Below are 16,836 nucleotides of genomic sequence, written 5' to 3' on the forward strand. Positions count from 1 at the left end.
CGATTCGCGATAGCGAAACTGGCGCACAAAGGCGCCCTGAGAGAGCCCTTGGTTGGCGAGGTTGAAAAACAGCTCGGGCCCGGCGCTCAGCGCTGCGGCGTCATCGGCAAACACGATGCGATGCTGGCCGGCTTCAAACTCGTGAAAGTAGAACAGCCCCTCTTCGGCAGCAAGACGGTTAACGAAATCAAGGTCGGTCTCGCGATACTGGACGCAATACTCGCGCTGGGCGTGCTCATTCTTGAGAGCGAAGGCGTAGTCGGTGATGCCCGCCTCTTGCAGCAGGATGCTGATGATCTCCTGCGGACTCAGGCTTTGGAAGATGCGGGCGTTGTGGCGCAGGCCCAATCGCCACAGGGCCGGTTTGACCTCGGCCACGTAGCGGGTGCGGCGAAAGCCGCTGTCCCCTTGGGCGAACTGGCTCACCACCCCGCACACCCGCCGTTGCAGCTCGCCGTGGTACCACACCAGCAGCTCGCACGGCTGATCGAGCACGGCGGCAAAGTCGATGTCGCTCTGCTGGCTGGCTAGCTCCAGGGTCAGGGTAAAGGGGGTGTTGAGCCCCTCTTCAAGGTCAAAGGCGGCGACGGCGAAGGTGGTGTCGGGAAGCGAGCCCACCTTGACGGTGAACTGAAGTCCGGTCTGGTTGGCCATGGTGGCAAGGCTCCTTTGTGCTTTGCCATTTCACCGCTCGCAGAGGAATGGCAAAGCATAAAAGCTCCGGCGCGGCGCTTGCCACGCCGGAGAAACGGGCCCTTCAGGCCCGATGCACTATATCCACTATCAACAGTGGGAACCGAGGATCAGGCCTCGATCGGCGCACGCCAGTCGTCGGCGCCAGAGGTGCCAGCCACGGTGTGCTCCCAGTCAATCTTGCGATAAGCCATGGAGACCTGGATCAGCTGGGTGAAGTCAGCCTTGGCCGGATCTTGGCAGTGCGGCATCTGGCAGTCGATGTCGACGATGGTGGCATCGGTCAGCACGGTGCTGAAGAAGTGCTCCTGCTTGCCTTCCACGGAGGTGCGGTACCACTTCAGGGTCACCTTCGGCAGCATCTCACCGGACGCCAGGGAGTTGTACATGAGCGGTACGGCCTTGTTCAGGGCCACGGTGAACTTGAACGGCTTGTGCACACGCTGGCCGGACGGCTGACCGGATTGCGGGTCGGTCGGTACGGTGACCACGTGGTTGAATTCTTGTACCAGCATCTCGTCTTCGTGACCCTGCACGAAGATGTTGCCGACGGACTCGGAGGTGAAGGCACCCGCAGTGATATTGCCTTGGGTCTTACCTTCGATGCTGATATAACACGGAGTTGGCATGGATTGCTCCTATTGGTTGAACGGTTATGACACTCACCCGTACCAGAAGGCAGCAACCATGCCAAACTATCACCAAAAAATTTTTATCTTAAAAAACAACAAGTTAAAAATTTACACCAAAATCCCTCTGCGCGAGCAGCGCAAGATATTGCGCAGATCAGGCCATATCGCCAGCAAAAACCGCCCAACTGGTCACAATCACTATTATTTGCGCAATAAGTTGCGCCAATCAGTAGGTTTCACTGATTGTGCTGGCTGTGGATAGAAAAATCCCCGGACAAGCCGGGGATGATCCTTATTGGGTGCCGCCGACCGTGAGGCGGTCGAGCTTGAGGGTGGGCTGACCCACCCCGACCGGCACGCTCTGCCCCTCCTTGCCGCACACCCCGACTCCGCGATCGAGTTGCAGATCGTTGCCGACCATCGAGACCTGGCTCATTGCCTCGGGGCCGTTGCCGATCAGGGTCGCCCCCTTGATAGGAGCGGTGATCTTGCCATCCTCGATGAGGTAGGCCTCGGAGGCGGAGAAGACAAACTTGCCGGAGGTAATGTCCACCTGGCCGCCGCCAAAGTTGGGGGCATAGATGCCGCGCTTGACCGAGGCGATGATCTCCTGCGGATCCGACTCGCCAGCCAGCATGTAGGTGTTGGTCATGCGCGGCATCGGCAGGCTGGCGTACGACTCGCGTCGGCCATTGCCGGTCAGCGGCACGCCCATCAGGCGGGCATTTTGCTTGTCTTGCAGATAGCCTTTCAAAATGCCGTTTTCAATCAAGACGTTGTAGCCACCCGGCGTGCCTTCGTCATCGATGGAGACCGAGCCACGGCGCCCGCTCAGGGTGCCGTCATCGACGATGGTGCACAGGCTCGAGGCCACCCGCTCGCCGATACGCCCGGCATAGGCCGAGGAGCCCTTGCGGTTGAAGTCCCCTTCCAGACCGTGGCCGACCGCCTCATGCAGCAGCACACCGGGCCAGCCAGCACCGAGCACCACCGGCATGGTGCCGGCCGGCGCGTCGATCGCCTCGAGGTTGACCAGCGCCTGCCGCACCGCCTCGCGCACATAGCCAAGGGCCCGGCTCTCCTCCCCCTCGGATTCGAGGAACCACTCATAGCCAAAGCGCCCGCCACCGCCGGCGCTGCCGCGCTCGCGGCGGCCATTGCGCTCGGCCAGCACGGTCACCGACAGGCGCACCAGAGGGCGGATATCGGCGGCCAGGGTGCCGTCACTGGCGGCCACCAGCACCTCTTCATAGACCCCGCTGATGGAGGCCATCACCTGGCTGACCGCCGGATCAAGGGTGCGGGCGAAGCGATCCATCTGCTCGAGCAGCGCGATCTTCTGCTGCTTGCTGAGGCTCTCAAGCGGGTCCATGGCCGGATAGAACAGCCCGGATTCACCGCGCCGCCACGCCTGCACCTGACCCTCACCCCCGCTGGTCGCAATGCCGCGGGCCGCCACCACAGACTGGCGCAGCGCCGTCAGGCTCAGCTCATCGGTGTAAGCAAAGCCGGTCTTCTCGCCGCTCACCGCCCGCACCCCGACCCCTTGATCGATGTTGTAGCTGCCATCCTTGACGATGCCGTCCTCCAGCATCCACGACTCGTGCCAGCTGCGCTGGAAGTAGAGATCGCCAAAGTCGATCCGATGGCTCATCAGGCTGCCGAGCAGCCCCTCGAGACGGGCCGGGTCGAGATCGTGGGGGGCCAGCAGCGAGGCGCTGACCTGCTCAAGTAGACTCAATCTTGTTCTCCATCGCCGTGAGCGGCGTTCAGATTCATCAGGCGGGCATGGCGCAGCACTGGCATGCGCCCGGCCAGGGTTGGAGCCTGTTCGGGGTCAAAGCGGGCACTCACCAGCCCCGCCCCGGCACGCTGGCAGGCGACGATGGCCCCCCAGGGGTCAACGATCATGCTGTGGCCAAAGGTCTCGCGGCCGGTCTCGTGATCGCCGCCCTGATTGGCCGCCACCACCCAGCACTGGTTCTCGATGGCGCGGGCACGCAGCAGGGCCTCCCAGTGGGCGGCGCCGGTCACCCGAGTAAAGGCGGCGGGCACCAGCAGGACGCGGGCGCCGTGGGCGACCAGAGTGCGATACAGTTCGGGAAAGCGCAGATCATAACAGATGGAAAGCCCCAGCGTCCCGAATGGCGAAGGGACGGTGACCGGCCTCTCTCCGGGGCTGAAGGTCTCCGACTCGCGATAGCGTCCCTGGCCGTCGGCCACGTCCACATCGAACAGGTGGATCTTGTGATAGTGCCCCTGGCAGCGCCCCTCGGGATCAAACACCAGTGAGCTGGTATGGATGCGCGCCTCCCCCTCGATGCGAGTCGGCATGGCGCCGGCCACCAGCCAGATCCCGTAGTGGCGCGCCCAGGCGGCGAGCTGGGTCTGGATCGGCCCCTCGCCGAGCGCTTCGGCGCCGTCGGCGTAACCCTGTCGCTCCCCAAACAGGGCGAAGTTCTCCGGCAGCAGCACCAACAGCGGGCGCTCCGCCGGCAAGGTGGCGAGCAGCTCGGCGATGCGGGCTCGGTTGCCCGCCCAGTCGCGCCCCGACACCAGTTGCAATGCACATAACCACATGACTCAGCCTCCTTGCTCCGTCCCGACCCGATCATCGGGGTAGAGGGTATAGTCGAACACGGCGAGGCGAGAGGTGCAGCGGGAGAGCTGCGCCTCAAGGGCCAGCCGATCCGGATGATTCAGGCAGCGTTGCCGCGCCGCCTCGTCGGCAAAGGTCAGCAGCACGCTGTGGCTGAACCCCTGCTCCTGCGGCCGATCACCGATGCCACACTCCACGGACAGCACGCCCGGCACCTGGCGCGGCAAGGCCAGAAAGGCGCTTCGCAGCGCCGCCACCTCGGCGCTCTGGGTCGCCGGGGCAAACTCGATGAGCAGGATCTGGCGGATCATCGTTACCTCCTTGTGCGCGGGATCAGGGTTGGCTCGGCGCCGCCAGCGGTGCGGCCGACTTGACCGCCTTGCGCTGCTCGGCATTGAGCTTGAGCCGAGCCCGGTCGCGGCCGGCCTCGCTCAGATGAGGGTTGTCGAGTGGCCCCTCGATACGAAAATCGATGCGGGTCACCACATCCACCACCGGCTCGAGCAGCTTAGAGAGGGCAAACACATAGAGCCCTGTGATGGGGGTCAGGGAGAAAGCGGCCACCACCGGCAGGGTGCCCCCCAAGTTGGGCGAGAAGCTGAGCTGGTAGTCGAGATCCCAGCGCACCAGATCGGCAATCCCCTCACCGCGCAGGTTACCGGCGGCCCCCTTCATGAAGAAGTCGCGGTTGTCGATCACCCCGCGCTCAATCTTGAGGGTTCCGTCCATCGCCTCAAAGTAGAGCCCCTTGTCAAACACATCGCGAAAATCGAGTTTAAGCTTGCGCACCAGCGAGTCGAAGCTGAGGAACGAGAGGATGCGCGCGCCGCGGTCGTTGACCTCGCGCACCGTGCCGCCGTCAAAGTGGAACTGGCCATTGCCCGAGAGGGTCGCCAGGTGCGGGCGCCACGGCACATCCTGCCAGCCCAGATTGAGGGCGATATCGGCCGGCGCATCGCTGATCGGCGAGCTGTAACCAAAGCGGCGCAGCAGCAGCTCGCTGTTGTTGCTCTTGAGGCGCCCCTCCATGCGGCTCTGCATGCGGTTGCCATCGGCGCGCCACAGCGCCTTGCCGGTGAGGGTCGAGCCCCCCAGCTCGGACTTGAAGTCAGCCAGCTCCACCCGGTTGGCTCCCGGTTTGAGCTCGCCGCTCACCTGGCCGAGTGGCAGATCCCCGAAACGGCAATCGGCGCAGCTCACCTTCAGCCACGGCATGGCGTGCAGCAGCGCCAGCTCCTGCGAGCCATCCGGGGTTCCCTTGAAATCATCGCTCGAGCCGGGCCAGTGCAGGCGACCGAACTGGGCCTCGATGGGACGCGCGCGCTGATAGGGAATGCGCACCACGCCGAGCACCTGCGGCCCCTCCAGCAAGACTTCGGTCCCCTGGCGCGCCGCCCCCACGCTGAAGTGCAGCGCCTTGAGGGTGGCCGAGCCCATGCGGGCCTGGTTGATCTGACCATCGACGCCCCATGGGGAGGGCCAGAAGGCCGGCCCCTTGAGCGCCGGCGTGTCGTCGGCACGGGGCGGCAACCAGTCGGCCAGGCGTCCCAGCCAGGCCCCCACATCGGCCTCGTTCTGGCTGATGGTGAGCAGCATGGGGGCATCGCGGATAATCCGGGTGCCGGGCTGACCGATGTCGGCCCGCAGCCGTGACAAGCGGGCCGGCCCATCCCCATAGACCAGCCGGGTCGCCAGATCGATATCCATACCGAGCACAGCGCGAATATCGGCGCTGCCGCGCTCGGCACGGGCGGTGATCCGCAGCGGCAGCGAGCGCTCGGCCACCTTGCTCAGCGGTGCCGGCAGGTCGAGCGCCATGCCGCGCAGATCCGAGGAGAGATCGGCGGTGAACGAGAAGGGGCGCTCGCTCGGCAAGGAGAGATCCAGCTTGCCGCTCCAGCGGGAGCGGCCCTGCAAGGTCTCAAGACCCGGCGCCTTGAGGGTGGCACGTTTGGAATCCCACTCCCCGTCCATCTTCAGGGCCACCTGATAGCCATCGGGACGCACCTCCCCCGCATAGTCGAGGGTGACCGGGTTGCCGTAGAGGCGGGCCTTGAGCCCCTTGAAGCCGGTCTTTTCGTTGTCAAAGTCGAGCACCCCGCTCACCCCATCGAGCGGCAGCGAGAGGGAGGAGACCAGCAGCCGGCTCTGCTCAAACGCGACCTGCCCCCCCACCTTCACCTCACTGCCACCGTCGAGCGGAATGTCGAGCCCCAAGGTACCGGCCAACGGGCCGCCCACCTGCAACTCCTGCAACGCCTTGCCCACCGAGCCGTGCAGCGGCGAATCGATGAGATAGTCGCTCACCTCACGCCCCTCCCCCTTCACCTTGGCGGCGATGTAGAGGTGGGCGCCGGGCGTCAACTCGGGGATGAGAGCGTGGATCTGCTCCCCCTGCGCCTTGCCGAGGCGGGCCGAGCGGCTCTGCATGTCGAGGGAGGCGTTCTGGAACAAGAGATCGAGTTGCAGGTCGGTGAGCGGTTGCCAACCGGGATCGAACTGGAAGGTCGCCTTCTCAAGCGGCACCGCCGCCTGGAAGATCCCCTCGCCGCCGGCATAGGGGAAATCGTGCAGTGCGCCATACCAGAGCAGGCTAGCCCCCTTGGCCTGCCCCCCCTTGAGGGCGCCGCTCAGGTAGGCCACCAACGGCGTCCCCATCGCCTGCAACGGGTAGTAGCGATCCGCATGGCCGGCGTTATACAGATCGACCGAACCGGTCAGGGCCAGGAAGGGGCGCTCCCCTAAGTCGAGGCGAAAACGGGTGGAGAGGCTGAGATCGGCGTTGCTAAGCGCCACATCCTGCCCGTAGAGGGTCCAGGCGTCGTTCTCGCGCCACCAATCGAGGCGACCGCGCAATCGATCGACCGGGATCGGCTGCTTGAAGTGCTCCCCAGTGTCGATGCGATCCTTATCGAGCGCCAGCTCGACGCTGCCCCCCTCGGGAGTCAGCCAGAAGCGGCCATTGAGCGCCTGCATGCCGGGCAGCCACTGCCAGTGATCGAGGCCGATGCGATCGAAGCGGCCGCTCACCTGCAACCCGCTCCAGTCGCCCTGCGCCGTCAGCAGCAGATCGTCGAGCTGGCCACGCGGGCGGCTCTTGGCCAGCCCCTCGGCCACCTCGGGATAGAGGCCGGAGACCAGCTGGCCGAGCTGAGCCAGCTTACCCAGCTCCAGCTTGGGGATGAGGCCGGTGATGCGCCCCGCACGGCGCTCGAGCTGCAACTGGCTCTTGAGCCAGGGGCGCTCGTCGAGCTTGAGTTGCAGGTTGTAACTTGCCAACTGCCAGTTGGCCCCGTCCCGGCGCAACTGGATCTGGCCGCCGTCGAGGCCAAGCCGGTGCAGCTCACCCTGCTCTTTCCAAATCAGGTAGTTATTGCCAAAGCGCAGCAGGCTCTCCCCCCACTGACGCCCCTTGAACTCGCTCCACAACTGGAAATCGAGCCGGCCCGCCAGCTGCGGCTCACCGGCATGGATGCGCGAGAGCAGCGGCCCGACGTCGAGACGGCTGGCCGCCAGATAGAGATGGCCAGAGAGATCGGCCAGCCGGCGCGAGCGCCCTTCGAGATTGATGATGAGATCGAGCGTACTCTCGTCCATCCCCTCCACCAGGTAGGCCTTGCCGACCCCCTGATGGTGGCGACCGCGATTCTGCCAGCCCAGTTCGGCGATGCTGAGGGTGGTGAGATCGCCAAGGGGCGTCTTGAGGCGCACCCGGCTGTCGTGCAGTGAGAAGCGGCTGAAGCGGCCGAGCAGGATCTCGAGCAGGGCGTCGATCTGCTGCTCGTCACGCTCCTGCGTGGCCGGGCGGCTGAGATCGAGGGCCAGATCGAGCCGGCTCAAACGCAGCCGGCTGAAGATGGCGCTGCGCTCGCGCAGGCTGCGCCAGGGATCGAGCCGGACATAGGCTTCACCCAGGCGCAGATCGAAGCGCCCCCCTTGCGGGGCAACGCGCAGACCAGAGAGAGAGAGGGCCGGGCCACGGTCGACCCAGGCCAGACCGATATGCTCGACGCTGGCGCCGAGCTCCTGACCAAGCAGGCTGTCGAGCAGGGCCTGACGATGCTGGTTGAGCAGAGGGCCACCAAGGCGCACTGCGCTGACCCCGAGGGCCAGCAGCACCAACGTGACGCCAAAGGCCAGCCAGGCCCGGCTCAACCAGCGGTGAACCACTTACATCATCACCACGTCGAACTGCTCCTGACTGTAGAGCGGTTCGCTGACCACCCGCACCTGCTTGCCGATGAACACCTCCAGCTCGGCCAGGCTGTGCGACTCCTCGCCGCGCAGGAACTCGGCCACGGCCGGTGCGGCATAGACGGTGAACTGATCCGCGTCGTAGGCGCGGTTGACCCGGATGATCTCGCGCAGGATCTCGTAGCAGACCGACTCGACCGTCTTGACCCGGCCGCGCCCCTGGCACTCGGGGCACTCGGAGCAGAGCACGTGTTCGAGGCTCTCGCGGGTGCGCTTGCGGGTCATCTCCACCAGCCCGAGCTGGGAGAAGCCGTTGACGTTGGTCTTGGCCCTGTCTTTGGCCAGCGCCAGCTCCAGGCTGTGCAGCACCCGGCGGCGGTGATCTTCCGACTGCATGTCGATGAAATCGATGATGATGATGCCGCCGAGGTTGCGCAGCCGCAGATGGCGGGCAATGGCCGCCGTCGCCTCGACGTTGGTGTTGAAGATGGTCTCTTCCAGATTGCGGTGGCCGACGAAGGCGCCGGTGTTGATGTCCACCGTGGTCATCGCCTCGGTCTGATCGATGATGAGGTAGCCACCGGATTTGAGCTCCACCTTGCGCTCCAGGGCGCGCTGGATCTCGTTCTCCACGTCATAGAGATCGAAGATGGGCGACTCGCCGGAGTAGTACTCCACCTTGTTGGCCAGCTCCGGCACGTACTCTTCGCAAAAGCGCTTGAGGGATTCAAAGCTCTGGCGTGAATCGACCCGGATCTTGTCCAGCTCGGCCCCGACGAAGTCGCGCACCACCCGAAACGCCAGACTGGGATCTTCATAGATGACCCGGCACGGCGGGTACTTCTGCTTACGCTCGAGGATCTTGCGCCACAGCCGCTTCAAGAAGGCCGCGTCCTGCTCCAGCTCCTGCTCCCCCACCCCTTCGGCGGCGGTGCGGATGATGAAGCCCCCCAGCTCGTCCACATAGCTGCTCACCACGCTCTTGAGGCGCTCGCGCTCGGCTTCCGACTCGATGCGCTGAGAGACGCCGACGTGGGCGCTGCCCGGCATGAACACCAGATAACGGGAGGGCAGGGTGAGATCGGTGGTGAGGCGGGCCCCCTTGGTACCGAGCGGATCTTTGACCACCTGCACCATGATGTCCTGCCCCTGGCGCACCAGCTCGGCGATGTTGCCGGCCTGGAACTGCTCTTTCTCCTTGATCGCCACGCACTCAGTGTGCGGGACTATGTCGGAGGCGTGCAGGAAGGCGGCCTTGTCCATACCGATATCGACGAAGGCGGCCTGCATGCCGGGCAGCACCCGGCTGATCTTGCCCTTGTAGATGTTGCCAACGATGCCACGCCGAGCCTGGCGCTCCACGTGGACTTCCTGCAACTGGCCGTTCTCGACCAGGGCGACCCGGGTCTCGGACGGGGTGACGTTAATCAACAGTTCTACGGGCATAGGTCACTGCTTCCTGATGTGTAAAGGCTTGAAGAGGAACAGCGCAGCCGCGCCCGCACAGGGAGCCACGAACCGACTTCAGCGCTGTTCCAGAATACTTCTGATCAACAGGTCCGTCTCCAGCAGGGGCAGGCCGACCACGGCGCTGTAGCTCCCCTCGATACGGCTGACGAACTTGCCGGCAATCCCTTGAATACCGTAGGCGCCGGCCTTGTCACACGGCTCACCGGTCTGCCAGTAGGCCTCGATCTCGGCCTCGTCGAGCTTGCGAAACGCCACATTGGTGGTCACCAGCCGCACATCGCAGCGCCCGGCACTGGCCAACGCCACCGCCGTCATCACCTGATGCACGCGGCCGGAGAGGGCTTCGAGCATGTCTTTGGCATCGAGCAGATCGGAGGGTTTCTCCAGCACCCGATCGCCGAGCACCACTATGGTGTCGGCGCCCAGCACGGGCAGGGCCGCGGGGGCGATCGCCGCGCCCGCCAGCGCCTTGTCGCGGGCCAGCCGGCAGACATAGTCCTGCGGTTTCTCGCCGCTTTGGCGCTGCTCGGGCACCTCGAGCTTAAGCACCTCGAAGCGGTAGCCCAGCTGGGTCAGCAGTTCACGCCGGCGCGGTGAGGCGGAGGCCAGATAGAGTTGAGTCGAATTTGCCATAACTACTTGATATTGAAGCGTCGGCGCAGTTGACGCAAGACCAGAAAGACCCAAGGCCACATCAACATGGTGGACAGGGTCGACCAGAAATAGACGAAATTGAGGTTGGCACGGCTAAACAGATGCTCGGCCCAGAACACAGTGATCTTCCCCACCATGGTCAGGGCGCCCATGATGATCGCCTGCTGCCAGACCGAGAAATTGCGGATCTTCTGGCACTGGAACGCCGCCAGATAGACCATGATGGCCATGGCCATGGCACGCACCCCGAGCGTGCTGCCAAGCAGCACGTCGAGCAGCAGACCGGCGACCCAGGCACTGCCCACGTTGGCCCGGTGCGGCAGGGCCAGCGCCCAGTACACCAGCACCATGGCCAGCCAGTCCGGGCGAAACGGCGAGAACTGGATTGGCAGCGGCAAAATGGAGAGGCTCAGGGCCAGCAGGATCGACAGCCAGACCCAGATCCGGCCACTTGCAGGTTGCAGCATCAGGGCTTCTCCGGACTCGCGGCGGCGCCAGAGGAAGCGGCAGCCTCGTCGTCATGCATATCGGGGCGCTTGTCAGTCCACAGCAGCAGCATGTAGCGCAGTCGGTCGAGCGGCACCAGCGGCTTGGCCTCGACCTGGGCGAACGGCTTGCCCTCGATGTAATCAGAGCGGGTGACGGTCGCCACCGGGTAGCCTTCCGGGAAGCGCCCCCCGAGGCCCGAGGTGACCAGCAGATCGCCGACCTGGATGTCGGTATTGCGCGGCAGGTTGCGCAGCTCCAGCTTGTCCAGCTCACCGCTACCGGTGGCGATGGCGCGCAGATCGTTGCGCAGCACCCGCACCGGCAGCCCGTGGCTGGAGTCGGTGATGAGCAGCACCCGACTGGTGGTGGAGCCCACGTGCAGCACCTGACCGATGACCCCCTGATCGTTGATCACCGGCTGGCCGTTGTAGACGCCGTCGAGCGCCCCCTTGTTGATCAGGATCTGATGGCTAAAGGGGTCGGAGTCGACCGAGATGAGTTCGGCCACCATCTTGCGCGACTCTTTTTGCACCGGCGAACCGAGCAACTCGCGCAGGCGCTGGTTCTCGTGCTCCAGATGCTCCATCTGCAACAGACGGGTACGCAGGGTAAACAGCTGCTGCTCCTGCTGCTTGGTCTGTTCGATGAGATCGGAGCGGGTCTGCACCTGATCGGACATGGAGTCGAGCAGCGTGCCGGGGGCATTGGCAAGGTATTGCAGCGGACTGACCAAGGAGCCGAGGTAGACGCGCACCTGTTCGAAGGCGTGAAAACGGGAATCGGCCACGATGGCGGCGATGGAGATGACGACTGCCAGGAACAGCCGTAGCTGGAGCGATGGGCCTCGGCCAAATATCGGTTTCATAAGTCGTTACTGGGGCCTGTTGCCATGGGTCTAGGACGCAACCATAACACGTCGCCGTAGGGCAGCAGGCGCCTGGCTGATAAAGTCACAAAAAAGAGCCGGCAGGCGCCGGCTCCATTTCTGTTACTCGTAGTGGAACAGGTCGCCGCCGTGCATGTCGATGAGCTCCAGTGCCTTGCCGCCACCACGGGCGACGCAGGTCAGTGGGTCCTCGGCGACCACCACGGGGATGCCGGTCTCTTCCATCAGCAGACGATCCAGGTCACGCAGCAGCGCGCCACCACCGGTCAGCACCATGCCGCGCTCGGAGATGTCGGATGCCAGCTCGGGCGGAGACTGCTCCAGCGCCACCATGACGGCGGAGACGATGCCGGAGAGCGGCTCTTGCAGCGCTTCCAGGATCTCGTTGGAGTTCAGGGTGAAGCTACGCGGCACCCCTTCGGCCAGGTTACGGCCGCGCACTTCAATCTCACGCACCTCTTCGCCCGGATAGGCAGAGCCGATCTCGTGCTTGATACGCTCGGCGGTGGCCTCACCAATCAGGCTGCCGTAGTTACGGCGCACGTAATTGATGATGGCTTCATCGAACTTGTCGCCGCCGATACGCACGGACTGGGAGTAGACCACGCCGTTCAAGGAGATGATGGCCACCTCTGTAGTACCGCCACCGATATCGACCACCATGGAGCCGGTCGCTTCGGAGACCGGCAGGCCGGCACCGATGGCAGCGGCCATGGGTTCGTCGATGAGGTACACCTCACGGGCGCCGGCGCCGAGGGCCGACTCCTTGATGGCGCGACGCTCAACCTGGGTCGAGCCGCACGGCACGCACACCAGCACACGCGGGCTGGGGCGGAAGAAGTTGTTGTCGTGAACCTGCTTGATGAAGTGCTGCAGCATCTTCTCGGTCACGTAGAAATCGGCAATCACCCCGTCCTTCATCGGACGGATGGCGGAGATGTTGCCCGGGGTACGCCCCAGCATCTGCTTGGCGGCATGACCGACGGCGGCAACAGACTTGGCGTTCCCGCGCTCTTGGCGAATGGCGACAACGGAGGGTTCGTTGAGGACGATCCCCTGATCTTTTACGTAGATCAGGGTGTTGGCAGTTCCCAGATCGATCGACAGATCATTGGAAAAAACGCCTCTGAGCTTTTTGAACATGGCTACGGGAAATCCTAAGAATTGGGAAGAGCATAAAACCGGCACACTTTACCAATGCCCATCCCGATGAGCAAGGGCGCAAGGGGAGTCAAGCTCCCCTTGCGCGACAATTTATGCTAGTCATCACTCACTGCAGAGCACAGCTCCCGTCTTAACTTCCTGACGGCAAAGGCGTTGCCTGTGCGCGCAGACTAGCGGAACGACTCGCGGCGATAGATGATGCGATCGTTGCCACGGCTGTTACCAAAGATGGCGACCCCCTCGAGTGTGTCAGGATCCGACAGCCACAGCGGTTGATCCGGTTGCTGCGACAGATCCACCTTGTAGGGCACCCGCAATGGCTGTTTCGGCGCCCCCAGATGCAGTCGGGTCAAGCCGGCCGCCACTTGAGCCAACGAGGCCCCCGGCGCGTTGTTCCCCAGCCCGATACCGATGCTGCCATTGGTAAAGGTGAGGCTCTGACTCGCCGCCTGGTACGACTGCTCCGGGTCGCTGAACTCATAGCCGCTCAGATCGAGGCTGGTGCAATAATCCAGTTCGTTGAGCTGCCAATCACCGCGGTAGAACTCCACCTCCTGCTTGAGGGCCAGCGGCTCGCTGTCGACCCCCTGCTCGGTCGCCACCTTGAGGCGGCCATAGCGCAGTTCATACTGGCCCAGGAGTTTGGCATCGCACGCATCCCGCTCCACACAATCCCCCGTCAGTGCCGGGTTCATGTCCAGATCGACGAGTTGCGAGAGGCCGCCGTCACGATCATCGATGCGCAGCCCAAACTCCAATGCGATCAGCGGATCTTCCGGGGCATCCCCCCGATCGAAACGGGTGTTGAGCAGCAGCTTCTCCCCATCCTCTCTCTTGACCTGATAGAGGCCGGCGGCCCACTGATCGCTCGGGCTCATGGCAATCCGCTCGCTGAGATCCTCACCGCTCTTCTGGTTTGCCGCCACCAGGGTGATGTCACTCTTGGCAAACTCATCCCGGTAGTTGTAGGTCACCCCGCCCATCTTGTTGCGCGCAGACAGGATAAAGGCGCTGTTAAAGGGCTGGCTCATGTAGACGAAGTTGGCGCAGGTCGAGTTCAGCTCCGCTTCGCTCAGGGCGAAGTCCCACGGCACGATACGCCCGACCGGTTCGCTGTGCGCCGGATCGATGGTGTAACCAAAGTAAGTCTCTTTCGGGGTGGCGGTCAGGCGGAAGACCCCGACATCATCCAGAGACTGATCCATACGCTGGAGCGAACCGGCGGCCCGCTGGTGGTGGTAGCTCTTGAGCTCAACCCCGGCATTGACCCCCCCTTGCGGGGCCACCACTTCACTCCCCAGCTCAATGTTCGCCATCTCGAAGTTCGGAGTGGTGCCATTGCCGCTGCAAATATCGTTGTCCCCCGCCTTCTCCCAGGCCATGGCACGGATGGTCATGGGGAAGGCCTCGCCCGCTTTGCGGAAGATATTGCAGCTGACATCACCAGCCTCACACACGCCCTCGTCTTCGGTGGTGATACATAGGCCCACCGGACGGGTGACAAAGATACCGTCCCCCTCCTGGCTCTCCATCTCCAGCCCGGATTCAACCCCGGTGCCGTCGTAACGCGCCGAGATCTGCACCTGACCGGCATCGGGATAGCGCACCGCCAGCGGGGCCTCACCCTGAGCATTAAATTGCAGTGGCAAGGTCACCGGCGAGCTGCCGACCACGCTGCCGTTGATGCTGACCTGATTCCCGAATGTATTTTCATTCGGCAAGACATAACGGCTCGACAGCGCGACATTCTTGGTGACATTGGCAAACCCCGGCACACAGCGTTGCGAGGTATCGTCTTTTTTCACCGCCTTGAGCAGCCCGCTGAGCGGCTCGTTGGCATAACCATCCGGGATCTCCACCACAAAACCGCTGTCGGCGAAGGTGAGGGTGCAACTGTCTGCGCTCGGCGAGCCACCCGCCGCGCGGCACAGGGTCTCGCTATACGGCTTGGTACCCGGCTCCGAGCTGGCCACCCCTATGGTGACGTTACCCGGCTTGTTACCCCGCAGATCCACCGTGACACTGCCGCCAGTGAAGGTGACATCGGCCCCCGCCCACCCACTGACCGGCGGCGCCGTTGTTATCCAAGCTCAGATGAACCGTGACCGGCTCGGTGATGAGTTCGGTACAGGCCTTGTTGGCACAAGCCCGAATCGTCACCTGCTCCGGGCTACAGGTCAGCCCCTGCCCGCCGTGCACCAGCTCGAAGTGATCGACCAGCGTCCCCACCGACGAGGACTCCAGTGCGCACACCTCGATATTGTCGAGCTCGTGAATGTTGTGCGATGCCCCCGTTGAGCCGGTCAGGGAGATCATAAACTTCTCCGGCAACGGCGCCTGGCCGGTCTGGCGCAAGACATCAAAGGGCTCGACCAGCGTCACAAAGCCACTGCCCGTGTCCCGTCTGACCGAGACCAAGGCCTGGGAGGGATCGCGGGAGTCATAGGTGATCTCATAGAGATAGTTGGCATCCTTAGTGTTATTGACAGCGGGTGAGAGACAGGTTCTGTCTCTCGACGCGTCACTGCACGTGCCGGTCAGGTAACGGTACCCTGAGCGCTCCTTACCGGAGCCGCGAATGGTCACCGATTGCTGGAGCCGTTTACCCTGGTTGGAAGAGCCGCCCTCTTTGGAAAAGTTGCCGTACTCATCCAGGCCGATCCCCAGCCAACCACCGGCAAAGCCATCTCTCTTGTTATTTTTCTCATCGATAAAGCCGTAACCAAGCGGCCCACCAAAGGCCCCAGGCCAGGGGGAGACATCCGCATCGGAGAAGACCAGCGCCATGCCGTCAGCCCCATTGCCACCATAAGCATAATGATTGAAGGTGATGGTGATCAGGTTCTCTGCCGCCGGGAAGTGCCAGAGGTAGGTGCTGGAGGTGGCCTGATTTTTCACCGCCTCCGTCAGGCGCAAACGCCCGTTGACAATCGAAGGGGTAAAGTTCCCATTACTGACCTTGCTGACCCAGTTATCGCTGAGCGAGCCGGAGAAATCATCTCTAAAACAGGTCAATTCCGGTTCGGGATTCGGCTCCGGCTCTGGCTCCGGGGGCTCTTTGTCATTGACGGTCGCATGCGAATTCATCTTCAGCTGACGAGCGGTCAGACGTCCGTTTACTATCGCATTATTTTCCATCAGGATAACTTCCTGACTATAGATAAAGCCATTGAAGGTAATTTGGTTACCTACAGTGAAATTTTCATGGCTCATCCAAACCAGTGCACCATTATTATCCGTGTTTATTTTTGTCTGGTTGTTAATGGCCAGGTTCTTATTGGTATATATATAGGTGTCACCACCTGACAGTTTTATCTCAGCCCCAGAAATCGAACCGGAAGAAACAGTATCGATATAATAATGACCGCGACCAAAGATCAGCACCGGGTTGTTATTCAATGACAGTGTTTTAATCCTGACCTGCCCATTAGGAAGCGTCAGTTTACAGCGGTCATTGACCGTCACTTGAGAGTAGTCGCCGGGCTCCAGCGTTAACGCGCCATCGCCAGGGCAAGTGGCAGAGCCGCCGCTAAAGGAGGGGTAGAGACCACTGGCCGTATCACCATTACCCAGAACATTAAATAACCCGCGAATCGAATGCCCGGTTATTTGACACTCCTGCATGCCTCCCTTGCCATCATCGCAATACTCTTTTTTATTGGGGTTGGCAGAGATGTCACAAAAATTTAGGGCCTTTCCCCCAGTGCCATTAATCTGGACCTCATTATCCAGAACGAGCTGTGGCGTGTATCCTTTCTTGTCGAGTTTAAAGCACTCTGACTCACTGTCACCATGGTGCCCCTGAACAACGGCAGGAAATATCGTTTTGGTATCTACAGTGCTGCCATAGCTCCATGCAAAGACATGCAGCGGCAACACAGCCAGACACAACCAAAAAAATCTCATTAACTCACTCCATCAAAACCCGGCCACCATTGACCATAGCGACCAAAAATCTGGATGCCTGTATCGGCGTGACACCAATACCCTCACCAACTCTGATAGACGCGATTCCATGTGCTGGTCACAAAACGGATAGAAACACCGGATAGCGA

Annotated in this window: 14 protein-coding genes; 1 reads left to right on the forward strand and 13 read right to left on the reverse strand. The window is 62.7% G+C overall.

The genetic code is table 11. The features are described from left to right. Window positions 1-654 (reverse strand): type VI secretion system tip protein TssI/VgrG (gene tssI, locus BN1134_RS18175; RefSeq protein WP_042048929.1); only part of this gene is annotated, 654 nt, incomplete at its 3' end. A 149-nt stretch (window positions 655-803) separates the two neighbouring features. Further along, on the reverse strand, window positions 804-1,322 hold the full coding sequence (gene hcp1 / locus BN1134_RS18180; protein WP_042048930.1) for a type VI secretion system effector Hcp1: 519 nt from the start codon (window positions 1,320-1,322) through the stop codon (window positions 804-806). On the opposite strand from hcp1, the gene BN1134_RS19840 reads away from it, so the two are divergent. Next, window positions 1,321-1,587 (forward strand): hypothetical protein, encoded by a 267-nt coding sequence (locus BN1134_RS19840; RefSeq protein WP_156991869.1) that lies wholly within the window; start codon window positions 1,321-1,323, stop codon window positions 1,585-1,587. The genes hcp1 and BN1134_RS19840 overlap by 2 nt on opposite strands. 30 nt (window positions 1,588-1,617) lie before the next feature. Here BN1134_RS19840 and tldD read toward each other — a convergent pair whose 3' ends face one another. The 11 genes from tldD to BN1134_RS19845 all read right to left on the reverse strand — a co-directional run bounded on the left by tldD (window position 1,618) and on the right by BN1134_RS19845 (window position 16,687). Continuing rightward, window positions 1,618-3,066 (reverse strand): metalloprotease TldD, encoded by a 1,449-nt coding sequence (tldD, locus tag BN1134_RS18185; RefSeq protein ID WP_042048931.1) that lies wholly within the window; start codon window positions 3,064-3,066, stop codon window positions 1,618-1,620. Then, window positions 3,063-3,905 carry a carbon-nitrogen hydrolase family protein gene (locus BN1134_RS18190; RefSeq protein ID WP_042048932.1) on the reverse strand — a complete coding sequence of 281 codons (843 nt, stop codon included), beginning with the start codon at window positions 3,903-3,905 and terminating at the stop codon, window positions 3,063-3,065. Before BN1134_RS18190 ends, tldD begins: the two co-directional genes overlap by 4 nt. A gap of 3 nt (window positions 3,906-3,908) precedes the next feature. Next, window positions 3,909-4,235 (reverse strand): Dabb family protein, encoded by a 327-nt coding sequence (locus BN1134_RS18195; protein ID WP_042048933.1) that lies wholly within the window; start codon window positions 4,233-4,235, stop codon window positions 3,909-3,911. 22 nt (window positions 4,236-4,257) lie between these two features. Continuing rightward, window positions 4,258-8,094, reverse strand: coding sequence for a YhdP family protein (locus BN1134_RS18200; protein WP_042048934.1), 3,837 nt, complete (start codon window positions 8,092-8,094; stop codon window positions 4,258-4,260). Further along, the gene (gene rng, locus BN1134_RS18205; protein ID WP_042048935.1) at window positions 8,095-9,564 is read right to left on the reverse strand and encodes a ribonuclease G; all 1,470 of its coding nucleotides are present in this window, start codon (window positions 9,562-9,564) and stop codon (window positions 8,095-8,097) included. It abuts the gene before it with no gap. A 78-nt stretch (window positions 9,565-9,642) separates the two neighbouring features. Continuing rightward, window positions 9,643-10,221: a Maf family protein gene (locus BN1134_RS18210; RefSeq protein WP_042048936.1), complete on the reverse strand. Its 579-nt coding sequence runs from the start codon at window positions 10,219-10,221 to the stop codon at window positions 9,643-9,645. A gap of 2 nt (window positions 10,222-10,223) precedes the next feature. Then, window positions 10,224-10,709: a rod shape-determining protein MreD gene (gene mreD / locus BN1134_RS18215; RefSeq protein WP_042048937.1), complete on the reverse strand. Its 486-nt coding sequence runs from the start codon at window positions 10,707-10,709 to the stop codon at window positions 10,224-10,226. After that, entirely contained in the window at window positions 10,709-11,596 is an 888-nt protein-coding gene (gene mreC, locus BN1134_RS18220) for a rod shape-determining protein MreC (RefSeq protein WP_042048938.1), read from the reverse strand. Before mreC ends, mreD begins: the two co-directional genes overlap by 1 nt. Window positions 11,597-11,719: 123 nt before the next feature. Continuing rightward, window positions 11,720-12,760: a rod shape-determining protein gene (locus BN1134_RS18225; RefSeq protein ID WP_042048939.1), complete on the reverse strand. Its 1,041-nt coding sequence runs from the start codon at window positions 12,758-12,760 to the stop codon at window positions 11,720-11,722. 191 nt (window positions 12,761-12,951) lie between these two features. Then, window positions 12,952-14,796 (reverse strand): DUF6701 domain-containing protein, encoded by a 1,845-nt coding sequence (locus BN1134_RS18985; RefSeq protein ID WP_052449538.1) that lies wholly within the window; start codon window positions 14,794-14,796, stop codon window positions 12,952-12,954. After that, window positions 14,780-16,687: an L-type lectin family protein gene (locus BN1134_RS19845; RefSeq protein ID WP_156991870.1), complete on the reverse strand. Its 1,908-nt coding sequence runs from the start codon at window positions 16,685-16,687 to the stop codon at window positions 14,780-14,782. The genes BN1134_RS18985 and BN1134_RS19845 overlap by 17 nt, the downstream gene beginning before the upstream one ends. Window positions 16,688-16,836: the final 149 nt, after the last annotated feature.

It is taken from the genome of Aeromonas simiae (genome assembly GCF_000820125.1).
In the GTDB taxonomy this organism is placed as follows: domain Bacteria; phylum Pseudomonadota; class Gammaproteobacteria; order Enterobacterales; family Aeromonadaceae; genus Aeromonas; species Aeromonas simiae.

What these genes read in the sequence shown, in the direction of transcription:
- BN1134_RS19840 (WP_156991869.1), top strand. Translation starts at nt 1,321, where the DNA reads ATGGATTGCTCCTATTGGTTGAACGGTTATGACACTCACCCGTACCAG.
- hcp1 (WP_042048930.1), bottom strand. Translation starts at nt 1,322, where the DNA reads ATGCCAACTCCGTGTTATATCAGCATCGAAGGTAAGACCCAAGGCAAT.
- BN1134_RS18190 (WP_042048932.1), bottom strand. Translation starts at nt 3,905, where the DNA reads ATGTGGTTATGTGCATTGCAACTGGTGTCGGGGCGCGACTGGGCGGGC.
- BN1134_RS18195 (WP_042048933.1), bottom strand. Translation starts at nt 4,235, where the DNA reads ATGATCCGCCAGATCCTGCTCATCGAGTTTGCCCCGGCGACCCAGAGC.
- rng (WP_042048935.1), bottom strand. Translation starts at nt 9,564, where the DNA reads ATGCCCGTAGAACTGTTGATTAACGTCACCCCGTCCGAGACCCGGGTC.
- BN1134_RS18210 (WP_042048936.1), bottom strand. Translation starts at nt 10,221, where the DNA reads ATGGCAAATTCGACTCAACTCTATCTGGCCTCCGCCTCACCGCGCCGG.
- mreD (WP_042048937.1), bottom strand. Translation starts at nt 10,709, where the DNA reads ATGCTGCAACCTGCAAGTGGCCGGATCTGGGTCTGGCTGTCGATCCTG.
- mreC (WP_042048938.1), bottom strand. Translation starts at nt 11,596, where the DNA reads ATGAAACCGATATTTGGCCGAGGCCCATCGCTCCAGCTACGGCTGTTC.
- BN1134_RS18225 (WP_042048939.1), bottom strand. Translation starts at nt 12,760, where the DNA reads ATGTTCAAAAAGCTCAGAGGCGTTTTTTCCAATGATCTGTCGATCGAT.
- BN1134_RS19845 (WP_156991870.1), bottom strand. Translation starts at nt 16,687, where the DNA reads ATGAGATTTTTTTGGTTGTGTCTGGCTGTGTTGCCGCTGCATGTCTTT.